Source organism: Apolloniradiicaulis salifontis (assembly GCF_053756655.1).
The window spans coordinates 178,055-190,542 of record NZ_CM132387.1; the positions used below are offsets into that span (position 1 = coordinate 178,055).

General features: G+C 65.4%; 8 protein-coding genes and 1 tRNA gene. 4 read left to right on the forward strand and 5 right to left on the reverse strand.

Annotated elements, in window-relative coordinates; all coding sequences use genetic code 11:
- Nucleotides 1–27: 27 nt before the first annotated feature.
- Nucleotides 28–2,433 (reverse strand): YbcC family protein, encoded by a 2,406-nt coding sequence (locus ACWCOP_RS00870; RefSeq protein WP_478249330.1) that lies wholly within the window; start codon nucleotides 2,431–2,433, stop codon nucleotides 28–30.
- Between the two features lie 16 nt (nucleotides 2,434–2,449).
- On the reverse strand, nucleotides 2,450–4,012 hold the full coding sequence (locus ACWCOP_RS00875; protein ID WP_478249331.1) for a proton-conducting transporter transmembrane domain-containing protein: 1,563 nt from the start codon (nucleotides 4,010–4,012) through the stop codon (nucleotides 2,450–2,452).
- Between the two features lie 197 nt (nucleotides 4,013–4,209).
- Between ACWCOP_RS00875 and ACWCOP_RS00880 the strand changes: the two genes are divergently transcribed.
- The 3 genes from ACWCOP_RS00880 to ACWCOP_RS00890 all read left to right on the forward strand — a co-directional run bounded on the left by ACWCOP_RS00880 (nucleotide 4,210) and on the right by ACWCOP_RS00890 (nucleotide 7,462).
- The gene (locus ACWCOP_RS00880; protein WP_478249332.1) at nucleotides 4,210–5,007 is read left to right on the forward strand and encodes a DUF3108 domain-containing protein; all 798 of its coding nucleotides are present in this window, start codon (nucleotides 4,210–4,212) and stop codon (nucleotides 5,005–5,007) included.
- 185 nt (nucleotides 5,008–5,192) lie between these two features.
- Entirely contained in the window at nucleotides 5,193–6,743 is a 1,551-nt protein-coding gene (locus tag ACWCOP_RS00885; RefSeq protein ID WP_478249333.1) for a peptidoglycan-binding protein, read from the forward strand.
- Between the two features lie 23 nt (nucleotides 6,744–6,766).
- Nucleotides 6,767–7,462 (forward strand): hypothetical protein, encoded by a 696-nt coding sequence (locus tag ACWCOP_RS00890; RefSeq protein ID WP_478249334.1) that lies wholly within the window; start codon nucleotides 6,767–6,769, stop codon nucleotides 7,460–7,462.
- A gap of 94 nt (nucleotides 7,463–7,556) precedes the next feature.
- On the opposite strand, the gene ACWCOP_RS00895 is transcribed toward ACWCOP_RS00890, so the two are convergent.
- From ACWCOP_RS00895 to ACWCOP_RS00905, 3 genes are all read right to left on the reverse strand, one after another.
- Nucleotides 7,557–7,633 (reverse strand) — tRNA-Val (locus ACWCOP_RS00895).
- A gap of 155 nt (nucleotides 7,634–7,788) precedes the next feature.
- The gene (locus tag ACWCOP_RS00900; RefSeq protein ID WP_478249335.1) at nucleotides 7,789–8,793 is read right to left on the reverse strand and encodes a hypothetical protein; all 1,005 of its coding nucleotides are present in this window, start codon (nucleotides 8,791–8,793) and stop codon (nucleotides 7,789–7,791) included.
- Nucleotides 8,794–8,818: 25 nt separating this feature from the next.
- Nucleotides 8,819–8,959: a hypothetical protein gene (locus tag ACWCOP_RS00905; protein ID WP_478249336.1), complete on the reverse strand. Its 141-nt coding sequence runs from the start codon at nucleotides 8,957–8,959 to the stop codon at nucleotides 8,819–8,821.
- Nucleotides 8,960–9,210: 251 nt separating this feature from the next.
- On the opposite strand from ACWCOP_RS00905, the gene ACWCOP_RS00910 reads away from it, so the two are divergent.
- A complete protein-coding gene (locus tag ACWCOP_RS00910) occupies nucleotides 9,211–12,477 on the forward strand; it encodes a TonB-dependent receptor domain-containing protein (RefSeq protein ID WP_478249337.1) in 3,267 nt (1,088 codons plus the stop codon).
- The last annotated feature ends 11 nt before the right edge of the window (nucleotides 12,478–12,488 follow it).

Sequence of the window (12,488 nt, forward strand, 5' to 3'; positions counted from 1 at the left end):
CCGCCGATCCCGCCGGGGTGGCTCAGTTCAGGCTGCGACGGACGCGGTCTCACCTTGCGTCCAGGCGAGGCCTGGGCGGTAGCGCGCCGCGACCCGTCCCTGGTCCAGCGTGAACAGGTGCAGCCAGCCATTGTCGAACAGCGCGCGCACGCCGGGATGGCGCTCCAGGATCTCGGTGATGGCGCTTTGGGGCGCCTCCACATAGACCGACAGGCGCAGCGCTTCGTGGGCGGGCGCCTCGCCGTCATGGACCGCCTGCCAGGGCAGGCCGGGGCGCAGCCGTCCGCCATTGCCCTCCACCACGCCGATCCCGCCGACCACGTTATGGATCAGCTTGTTGCCGCCGCCGAACACGTCGGGCGCCACGGTGGAGCCGTAATATTGAAGGCTGATCCAGCTGGCGACCACCACTGGCGCGGTGAGGATCAGCTCCAGCGTCGAGAACCCCGTGTCGACCCGCCAGTCATAGCTGTGGAGGAAGGCGCGCCCGCCAAGATCGGCGCTTGCCGTGGCCGCGCGCGGCGCGGCGATGAAGGCCGCGCACCCCGCCAGACCCCATTCGGGGCGCACCTCGGCCCAGTTATAGGCCCGCGCCGCCACGGTCTCCTCACGCGCGCCGGCCAGGCGCAGCGCCCTTTCGCCGCGCGCCAGACGCCCGGCGCCGGACAGCCAGCGTTTCGCTTGCGCCAGAGCTTCGCCGTGATCGGTCCCGTGACCAGTTCCGGCGTCGCCGTCTTCAAAAAGCGTCACCTCGTCGCGGGTGGTGTCATGCAGCCCGGCGACAAATACTGTGTCGGCGGGAAGCTCCAGACCATGGGCGGGCAGCCCGGCGCGCGTCTCAGGATCGTTCAGCAACCGGGCCAGAAGCCGGGCGGAGACCTCGCCGGTGTAACCGCCGCAGGCGCCGCAATGATAGGCGCTCTCATGGGGGTTGTTGGCGACCTTGGCGCCATGGCCCAGAAGCAGCACCACGCGGGCGAATCCGCTCGTCATGCCCATGGCGTTGAGCACCGTGACGGCGGTCTCGGCCTTGGCTTTCGCCGAAAGCCCCCCAAGCACGCGCGGCGCCGGCCCGGATCCCGACGGGCCTTGTTTCAGTCCCAGCGCGTCGGTGACGAGCTTGGCCCCGTATAGAAGACCCGCCGCCTCGATAAAGGCGAAGGAGGACACGGCGGCCTGGCGGAACCGGCCCCAGGCGCGCGCGGCGCGCGCCTGGATCCGTGTCGTGTGCTCATGGGGCTCGCTGGTGTGGCTGGTGGACTCCATGGCCGGGTTTAACAAGACCGGCAGATGCGCCTCCACCACGTCAGAGCCGTGGGTGGTATGGGCCAGGGGCAGGCCAAAGAAACCTGCAAACCCGATGGTCTCGATGTCGGTGCTCTGGGCCTCCAGCGCCCGGCGATAAATCTCGGAGCGAACATCGATGCAGAAGGCCGCCTGAACGCTGGGGCGCGGCGCCGCCGCCTCGTCGCCTTCGGGGGCGCCGGTCAGCGAGTCGGCCAGGGTGCGCTGATGGGCCCGCTCGGCGGCTCCTTGTAAAATTGCATCCGCGATCTGGTCGGCGCTCGCCGTCACGGGCTCTTCGTGGGCGGCGATCGTGTCGCGCCAGCGTTTCGCGATTGAAGGGGTGGCCGCCAGCAGCGCTTCCTCCCACACCAGCCGGATCGCCAGAAGATCGCCCAGAGCTTCGTCGGTCCCGCCGGCGAGCTCGGCGCGCCAGAGCATCCAGCGGGCATGTTGGGCCCAGCCGCCGATCTCCATCAAAAGACGGTGGAAGACCGTCTCCGCCGCGGCGTCGGTGACGCCCAGCGTCTCCACCGCCCGCACGATGGCGCGCGCGGCGGTGTCCGGCGCGGCGGCCACATGGGCGCAAAATCCGTCAAGGCCGGCGATTTCCGGTGTCAGGTCATGGGTGGCCCAGGCCTGCCAGCCGGAATAGGCCGACTGTCCCGGCGCCGGCGTCCACAGCGCCTGACCCTCGTCAAAATAGCCCGACGCCCACAGCCCGAAGGTTTTTTCAAACACTGACGGCCAGTCGACCCCGGTCGCTTCAGCGGCCAGATCCGCAACGCTGGGCAGAGCCTGCGGCGGTGCGCATTCGGTCTGCGCGGCGGCTATAAGGGCCGCGAGATCGCGCGGTTTGCGGGCGTCGGTTTCCGCGTCCAATGCGCCCTGTAGATCAATGTCGAGGATGTGTCCCGACCTGATCTGCGCGGCGTAGAGCGCGCGCGGCCGGGTCATGGCGACGCCGCCGACCCGGGCCAGGCGCGCGGCGGTGGCGGCGAGGTTCTCGCCGGTCTGGCCGAGGAAGGGATTGACCGCCACCGTGGCTTCCAGCGGGAAGGCGGGCGGGATGGCGCGCGCGGCGCGCTCGGCGGCGGCCAGCAGGGCCGGGACGCGGCTTTGAGCGATCGGAGCCGTGGTGTCGAACATGTTGATCTCCAGGGCTCTAGCGGGATTTCGCGGTGCGGAACCCGCCGATCAGGCGGTCCAGAAGCGCGTTGAGATAAAGGCCGTTGGCCAGGTGAACGCGAAAACCGGCCGTGGACGGGTGGTGAGCCCAGAGCGGGAACAGCGCCTGAGCGAACGCCACCAGGCCGAACGATATCACCGTGAGCACGATCAGCGCCCACTCCAGCGGTCCGGCGTCAGGGGTCGCGGGCAGATACGGACCCCAGAGCTTTCCGGCGATGAGCTGGAAGGTGAAATAGGCGGCCGCCGCAAGCAGGGAGGCGATGGCCGTGCGCCGGGTCAGCGGCCTTGGCGCGGCGTCGGCCAGGCCTTGGGCGATCAGATAGGCGACCCCGAAGATCAGCATGGCGCCCAGCGCCAGCGCCTGGGCGCTCTTGGGCCCGGTGAGCCAGCTGAACAGGCTGGCCACACCGGCGAACAGCACGAGTGCCAGCGCAAACGACCGCAGCACCGCGCCAAGGCTCGGGGCGGCGACCGGGCCGGGCCGACGCAGCGAGGCCACGGCGCGCACCGCGCCGCCTGAGCCCAGGAAGGCGTGGGCCTTGTAGAGCGAGTGCGCCACGATGTGCAGCAGGGCCAGCGCCCAGAGGCCCAGCCCGCACTGGAGCAGCATGAAGCCCATCTGGGCGATGGTGGACCAGGCCAGGGCGGTCTTCACCGCGCTCTGGGTGAGCATCACCACCGCGCCGAACAGGGCGGTCAGGCCGCCGATCATCACCAGGGCCGCCATGGCGCCGGGGCTCGCCTGAATGATCTCTGCGCTGCGGATCATCAAGAAACCGCCGGCGTTGATGATGCCTGCATGGAGCAGGGCGGACACCGGGGTGGGCGCCTCCATCACCTCGGTGATCCAGCCATGCAGCGGGAAGGCTGCGGTTTTCATGGCCGCGGCCAGCACCAGCAGCGCCGCCGCCAGATGCACCGGCCAGCCCGCCCCGAGGGACGCTGCGCCCGTGATGGCGGCCAGATCGGCCGTACCGAAGGTGACGAAAAGCAACACGGAGCCCGCCAGCAGCGACATGTCGCCGCCATGCCAAACCAGGCTGAACTTGGTCGCGGCACGGCGCGCCTCGGGACGCTCGGGGTAGAACAGGAGAAGCTGGCGAAGGCCGGCGCCCACCGCCACGAAAGCCATTATCATCGCCAAAAGGCTGCCCGCCTGAACCAGAAACAGCACCGCGGCCAGCGTGGCGAGCATGAGGGCGTGAAAGGCGCCCTCGCGCGCCTCACCCACAAGATAGGTCCGTGAATAGCGCACCACGATCCAGCCGATAAAGGCGACCAGCAGCGTCATGGTGGCGCTCAGCGCGTCCAACCGCACGGTGAGCAGGGCGGGACCGGAGAAGATCCGCGTCGAGGCCGGCCCGCCGAACACAAGCTGGATCAGCCCCGCCGCAGCGATGGCCACCGAGATCAGCGCCGCGCCTTCAGCAAGCGGGCCGAGCCCGGCCGGCCGGCGGCCAGGACGCAGCGCCGCAATCCCGGCTGCAGCCAGCAGCACCAGGGGAGCCCAGACTGTCAGGGGCGAAAGATCGGACATGGCGAACTCCAAAATAAATAAGATAACCAGAGGCGGCATACCGCAGCGTTCATGCTTATAAAAATCCATATAATCGGATCAAACGTTCTGTTTTATGAAACCATGAAGATGGACGGACCCTCGCCATCAAATCGCCAGCTTGAGCGGCGACATCTTGCGGCCTGCGAATGACCCCCGCTGGAGCTCAGAGCCAGGCCATGATGATGATCCGCGTTCTTGCGGCGACGACTTGCCTGCTGCTGGCGCTTTCGCCAGCGCTGGGGGCCGCCCATGCACAAGGCCCGGTGGAGATTGATGCGGAGTATTCAGCCTCGGTGTGGGCGATCCCGGTGGGCCGGGTGGCGCTCCGCGCCGAGCTGGGAGAGACCGCGTATACGGCGCGTGCGGTGTCTCAGGCGGCCGGCCTGGCGGCCCTGTTCAGCGATGTGCGCATCGAGTCCCGGGTGCAAGGCGCCATTGATGCGGGCCGCGCCAGACCTCAGAGCTACGCCCATGACGAGTACACCGGCCGCAAGCATCGCCGCATCGATATGAGTTTTGACGGCCGGGTGGCGCGCTCGGTCGCAGCGCCGGACTTTTCCAGCTGGGGAGAGCCGCCCGCCAGCGAGGCGGACCGGTCAGACGCCGTCGATCCCATGACAGCGGTGCTGATGTTGGCCGAGGCGATGACCGGCGACGCGCCCTGTTCAGGCCTGCTGCCGGTGTTCGACGGACGCCTGCGCTATAATCTCGACCTGCGCGCACGGGGCCGCGAGACCGTGCGAACCCGCGCCTGGCGCGGCGAAGCGCTGGTGTGCGACGCCTATTACCGCCCGATTTCAGGCTATACCGACGAGCAGCGCCCGGAGCCCGATGAGCTGCGCCATCCGCTGACCTTCTGGCTGGCGCCGCTGGCGGGCGGACGGAACCTTCCGGTGCGTATCCATACGCGGGCCGGTTTCGGCGTCACCATCGAGCTGAAAACGCTTCAGATCAGCGAGCCGGGCGCGCTCTAGCCTTACCCAAAAGGCCCGCCTGCGCCGTCGCTTCCCGGTGCGTTTCGCCAAATTTTGAACCAATTTGGTTAAGCGGCGTTAACCCTTCTCAACCGGTGACGAGGGGTCCCATGGCTTCGGCCGTTTTATCTTTTCTGCGACGTGCACGGGCGCGCCTGGTCCGCGTCTCCGCCGGGCTGGCCGTCATGACGCTCGTCATCGCGCCAGCGGGCTGTGATTTGCTGCAGACACGCGGCGAAGCCGTGTATGAGGCTTGCCTCAATGATGTGCGGCGTTCGCACACCTCCCCCGCGTGTGAATGTTATGTGGAGGAGGTCTACAAGCAGCTCCCCCACGAGGACTGGAACCAATACCACACCATGGCTGGCCGTGGGCTTTACGCCGACGCCGATCAGCTGCGCGCCACCTTTCCCAGCGGACGCATGAGCGTTTTCGAGCGCGCCGCGCGCCGCTGCGGCCTCGACCTGTTCGCCGCTTCGGCTCTGGGCGACACGTCGACCCTGGACGGCTTTGGCGACGGTCCCGCCGGGCCCGGCCGCATTGGATCGCCGGGATATGGCGATGGCGGCTATGGCGCCGGCGGATGGGATCGCGGCTATGATCAGCCCGGCTGGGGCCGCGGCCGCGGCGGTGGCGGCGACGCCTTTCCCGCCGAACCCTGGGCCTATAGCCGCCGCGAAGGTGACGGCCCTCCCATCTGCATCCGCAGACTCACCGGCCGCGAAGATTGCATGACCCGCGAGCAGGCGGCCCGGCTTTATAATGATGGGGCGCGCTACTGGCTTTTGCGTGGCGACGCGGAGCTGGCCACAGTGGACCTGCAGCGTGGGACGGGCGAGGCATCGTTCAGTGTTCGCGAACCGTTTTCGGGAACGCGCTATTCTGATTATGCGGCTAACTCGGCACGCAGGGCCATGGAGTACTGGAACCTCTCCATCGACTGGGGCCGGCCCTTTGGCGCGCAATCGGCGCTGATGGCCCAGCGCCGGCTGCAGGCTCATATGGTGCAGTGCGAATCTTCGATGGATGGCGAAAGCCTGCAGCGCATTTCGCGCCGGGCGCCAGGCGCAGTGGGCGACGTGATCAGCCTGAAGCTGCGACAGGCCGCTTTGGCTGCGCTTGGTTATTATTCCGGCGACGTGGACGGGCGTTACGGCCCGGTCACAAGAGACGCGGCGCGCGGGTTTCAGCGCGAGCTGGGCTATGACGAAACCGGTTCGCTGAGTCCGCGCCAGACTACGCTTCTTATTTGTCACGCCGCCCAGACTGCGCGCGATCCGCACCTGCAGAATGCGCTGGGGATTATGTATGCGACTGGGCTGGGCGTGGCGCGCAATCCCGATCTGGCGCTGGAATGGTTTGAAACCGCGGCGCGGCGCGACGACGCCGACGCCTACTTCAACCTCGCCCTTGTCTATGGCACCGGCGCGGTTCTGGGCAGCTATCGTCTGTGCGGCATCGTTGAGAATCCAGAACGCGCTGACGCTTATCTGCGCGACGCCGCCTCACTGGGGCATCCGGTGGCCCGGCGCTGGCGCAGCCACCCCGAGTTTCGCCGTCATTCCAGCGCCGAGGCGCGCTGGCTCGCCATCTCCAACCGGCTCTCCGAAGCCGCTGCGGAGGGCGACGGAGATTTTTATCTCGAATGGCGCAGCGATATCGATGTCGACCGGTTTGAAACCGCCGATATCGCCTGCCTTGAACCCGAGCGCGGATCTTCGCGCGATTCCTACTAGGCCCGCCTGAAGCGGAGGACATCATGAAACGCGCCGGTTTATTCGTCACCGCCCTTGTTCTGGCGGGCTGTGCGCAGCCCTACAGCGCATACAACGACCCGTATTATGATCCGGGCTATTACGCGCCGCCGCCTGTTCAGTCCACCGGGGGCGCTGAAACCGCCCAGGCGGTGTGCTCCATCGACTCCCTGACCACCGCGCGAAACGAAATGCGCACCGAGGTGGAGAACGTCGGGGGCGGTTATGGTTATGGCGGGCGCGAGCAGACCCGCACCCAGAGCCGCGAGACGGTCACCGAGCGCCCCTGGGGACCGCAGACCGAAACGGTGGAGTTGCTGAACACCTTCGCCGGCGATCTTGATGCGGCCTACCGCTTCGCCACATCGTCGTGCCAGTCTTATCAAATGTGCATGCAGAACCAGGGCTACACCGAAGCCGCCTGCATGAACTCGGCTGATCAGTGGCGCGATGCGCGGCGCGAGTTCACCAGCCTGTCAGGCCGGCTTGCGGAGATCCGCCTGGAGATCACGCGCACCTGTGACGGCTGCGCCTCGCCCTATGGCCGTTATGACGGCTACGGGCGCTATAACGATCACCCGCCGCCGCGCCACCGCCCGCACTATCGCGGCCGCGATCGCGACGCGGACTGCGAAGGCGTGCTGGGCGACGTGTTCACCACCAGCGCCTGTGATTATCGCGACCGTCGTCATCGTTATTGATCGCAGCGCCCGAAATCGCGTTCACAACAAGACCGCCGCTACGCCGCGGCGGTCTTCTACGTTGAATGTCTGGAAGGCTCGGCGTTCAAAGAGATGGTGGGCGCGACAAGATTCGAACTTGTGACCCCTACGATGTCAACGTAGTGCTCTAACCAACTGAGCTACGCGCCCCTGCCGGGGTCCATCTTGGCGTCGCCGCTGGAGTGCGCGGCGAAGCGCGGTATTAGGGCGGGAGAGCAGCGTCTGTCAATCGGTCCGGCTGTGGGATGTCAGGCCTTCCGGCTGCACCGGTGATCGCCCTGAAACGGCGTGAGGGTCGGATGGCGTCAGTTGATGGCGCGCTCTCCGCTCTGCATGCTGCGTGCGCGCAGCAGCGCCTCGCTGATCAGGCTGTCAGGGCTGGCCAGAAGCGAGTCGGCGCGCGCATAAAGCTGTGTCGCCCGTTCAAAATCACCCACCACCTCAGCGCACACGCCCATGTTGTAGATCAGCGGCACGGACTGATGCTCGTTTAGCGCGTCCATTTCCTGCCAGATCGCGCAGGCGCGGTCCATGCGCCCGGCCTGCCCGAATTCCACCGCGCCCGCATTCTGGGCCTGAAGGGCCTCGGGCACGCCGTCGTTTCCGGTTTTCAAGCGCACAGTGAAGGTGTCGTTGTACGGCGCCACATGGCGGCGGATCTGACGCACCACATCGGCGCGGGCCTGGCCCATGAGCTCGCTCTCGGAAATCGTGCGCGGGCGGTCGTCGCACCAGTCGGTTTCAGCGCGCCCGGTCACCGTGCTGGTGTAGACGACCGAGCCGGTCGCCACGCTCACCAGCCGGGGCGCTGCGGAGACGAGGGCTGTCTCTTCATAACAGCTCACCGTGTATTCGCGGGACCGCTTGCAATTGAGGAAGCCTTCCCACTCCAGGCATTCGGAGCGTTGCACCCGGCGGCTGGTGCGTGAGGCGTCGTAATCGGTGACCTGGCCGATATAGACCCCTTCTACGCCCATCTGCCGGCCCACATTGAGGGCGGCGGCGATCTGGGCGTCGCTATTACCGAAGCTGCGCACGCCGGCGTTAGCGAGAAGCTGGGACTCATTGACCACGTCCAGCAGAAGCTCGCCGTCCAGCGAGGCTGATCCCAGCTCAGCGGCGAGCTCGGACGATACCAGTGATCCGTTGCGGCCTTCAAACTCGAGCACTGCGACGCGATTGTATTGCGCCGCGTCCGGGAAGCGCGCCGGGAAGCGGCCGTTCACTGCGACGCCGTCGGTAGCGCAGGCGGTGAGGACCAGCGCGCCGATTGCGGCGCCCACGGCGAATTTTGCAATGGTGGTGTTCATGGGCATGCCCCCTTTTTTGGTGATGTCAGCGTTTGCGCACGGCCAGGGCGTAGCTCGCCCCGCCGCGGCGGACGAGCAGATCGACCCGCCCGCGGGTGTCGTAGGTTTCGTTCATGAAGCGCGCCGGATCATCGATCTCGCTGACGCGGGTGTGATCGATGGTCAAAATGACGTCGCCGGCCAGAAGTTCACCTTCGAAAGGCGAGCCCGCGGCGATGTCGCTTTCGCCACGCGCGCAACTTGCGACATTTCTGCAACATTACGCTTTCAAAGGCTCTTTGCGCCGCTATGAAGCCGCCTCAAAGCCTTTACCTGAGCGTCACGATCTAGCCATAGTCCGTCACAAGTGCGGTTTGACGTACGGCAACCGGCAATAAAAAAAGCTGGTGCAAGACGATCCAACAAAGGGGAACGATCGTGAGAAAATTTGGTAAAGGATCGCTGTTGCGGTCCACGGTTCTCGCCGGGTTTGCGGCGACCGCGTTTGCAGCGACGCCTGTGCTCGCTCAGGAAGCTCAAGACGAGGAAGAAGAGCCGGCGGCTCAAAGCGATCTGGTCGTGGTCACCGGTTCGCGGATCGCCCGTAGTGCGGTGAACGCACCCACGCCGCTCATTCAGATCGGCGCTGATGAAATTCTGTTGTCGGGCCAGCCGAACGTCGTGGACTTCCTCGCGGACGTGCCGGCGCTGCAGGGCTCTCAGGTTCCTGAAGACACCACCGGCTCCAACCTCAATGATGGTGGTCTGTCGCTGCTGAACCTGCGCCAGCTTGGCGCCAACCGTACGCTGGTCCTTGTCGACGGTCGTCGTCATGTGGGCTCCGCTCCGGGCTCACTGTCGGTTGATGTCGACACCATCCCGTCCCTCATGATCGAAAGCGTTGAAATCGTCACCGGCGGCCAGTCGGCCCTTTACGGCGCGGACGCCGTTTCAGGTGTCGTCAACTTCATCTTGCGTGATGATTTTGAAGGCATCGAAGTCGACGCGGCTCTGTCGCAGATCAACCAGGACGGCCAGCTGAACCAGCGCATTTCCGCGGCTTGGGGCGGCAACTTCTTCGACAACCGCCTGAACGTTTATGCATTCGGTGAATATGACGACACCGAGGAAGTCCTCGACTTCGACATTGACTGGAAGCGGGATGCATGGGGTCTCACCGGCGTGGACGCCGATCCGAACTCGGCTCCGAACGACGGTGTTTTCGATACGGTGCTCTACCGCGGCGGCCGGGATGCGTTCTTCGCGCGCGGCGGCGTCGTCGTGCTCGCCAGCCAGGCGCAACCCTCGCCGCTGAATAACCCGACAACGCCGTTTCAAAACTGCGTCATTCCGGCGTTCAACCTGATTTCAGCCGCCTGCAGCCCGATTCGCGCCGACACCGGGGCCGTCTTCACGTTCAACGCGGATGGCTCTGTGCGACCGTTCAACTTCGGCACCTTCCAGTCCGGCAACGGCTACTCACGTCGTCTGAACGTCGGTGGCGATGGTCTGAATGTCGGCACCGAATTCGGCCAAGGCTCGCGCGTTCCGGCGTCGGAAGCCTACCGTTTCCAGACCGGCTTTGATCTGGAAGTCAATTCTTGGTTCAACGTGTTCGGCGAAGCCAAATACGTCGAAGAAGAAACCTTCGACAGCGGCCAGCCCACCTTCTGGCAAATCACGTTGTGGGATCGCCCGACCTTCTACAACACGAACGCCTTCCTGCTGGACTATCGTGACAACGCCTACGCCGTGCAAAGCGGCCTGTCTGCGCTGATCGACGCCAATGTACGCACCGTTTACGGCGCGCCGACGGCCGACGGACCTGGCCCCGTCATCGGGACCGTGCCTGACCGCCGCGCTTTCCTTGGCGTGTTCGGCCCGTCTCGCACGCAGTTGAACAATCGTGATCTGACCCGCTTTGTCGTCGGGGCTGACGGCGTTGCGCCGGACTTCGCGTTCTTCAGCAACATCGCGTGGGAGGCCAGCTACACCTACGGCGAGATGAACAACTCGAACCTCGAGACCGGCACCGATATTGATCGGTTCAACTATGCATCCGATGCGATCGTGGAAAACGGTCAGATCATTTGCCGCGTCAACTCGGCGACGAGTACGTTTGACCAGACCGACCCGGCGATCGCGGGCTGCGTGCCGATCAATCTCTTCGGCACCGACTTCCGTATCGATGCAAACAATCCCGACGCCACCGGCGGCGGCGGCCGTCCGGGCCTGACGGCGGAGCAGGAAGCGTACCTGCAAGCGTCCATCGAGGTCACTGACCAGAACCGGCAGCACAACTTCCTGGCCTTCGGCTCGGCTGAAACGTTCGATTTCTGGGGCGCAGGTCCCATCGGCATGGCGCTTGGCTACGAGTTCCGCCGTGAGGAAACCGAAGGCACGGGCCGCGACCGCGACACGGCGGGCCGGAACCTCTTCCTGAACACCGGGCCTGACTTCCCGGAAGCCAGCTACGAGGCCAACGAGCTTTTCGCCGAAGTGCGCGTTCCTCTACTGGACGACCAGCTGTGGGTGAAGAGCGCGGAAATCAGCGGTGCGTTCCGTTATTCCGACTACACCACGGTGGGCGAAGTCGAGACCTACAGCCTCCAGGGCTCCGTGCGGCCGGTGAACGACCTGTTCCTCCGCGCCACCTACGGGGAAGCGACCCGGATCCCGAACCTCGGCGAAAACTTCCGTCCGCCGGTGCAGACCTTCGGCAACGGCCTTGTGGATCCGTGCAATGCGGACTTCATCCGCAACATCGCCGACGGCGGCGACCGCTCTGCTCTGCGCGCCAACTGCGTCGCCACCATGCCGGCCGGTTATGATCCGGGCACGGACAACGCAGGTACGGGTACGATCATCCAGTACACCAGCGGCATTCCTGGTGCGAACCAAGGCAACCCGAACCTCCAGCCGGAAGAGTCGACCAGCTATACGTTCGGTTTCGCCTACACGCCGAGCTGGTTTGAAGGCTTCTCGTTCACCGCAGACTATTACGATATCGAAATCACGAACGTGATCGCTTCGGTGAGCATCCAGCAGGCCCTCAACCAGTGCGTCGGCCTGTCTGGTGGTGAAGTCAACACCGTGAACCCGGGCGCCTGTTCGACTTTCCAACGGTCGGCGACGTCGCAGATCGCGCAGCAGCCGCCCTACGGTATCTTCACCTTTATTCAGGGCTCGCTGAACTATGCCGGCCTGCAGAACCGCGGCGTCGACTTCACTTCGGCTTACGGGTTTGAAACCGAGAACTACGGAGACTTCAGCTGGTCCCTGCGCGGCACCTGGCTGATTGAAGACAACGCTTTCACCAACATCTCGGATCCGACGGCTGAGACCGCGTTCGACAGCACTGTGGGCAATCCGCACGTGCGAATGCTGTCCACAGTGTCCTGGCTGCCGACCGAGAAAATCCGCGTGTCGTGGAACTGGGACTGGCAGTCCTCGCAGGAAATCATCGACGCCGATAATTGGCGGAATAATCCCGACGGACGCGAGTTCGGCTACACCACCACCGACGCGTTCAGCCAGCATGACTTCACGGTTCGTTACGAGCCGCGTGAAAACATCTCTCTGCGCGCCGGTGTCGTGAATGCGTTTGACGCCGAGCCGGACCGTTGGCTGGGCAGCTCTACCTCGGCGGACAACTTCGACTTCTGGGGTCGGCGCTTCTTCGTCGGCGTCAACTACAAGCGCTAAATCTGCGCCTG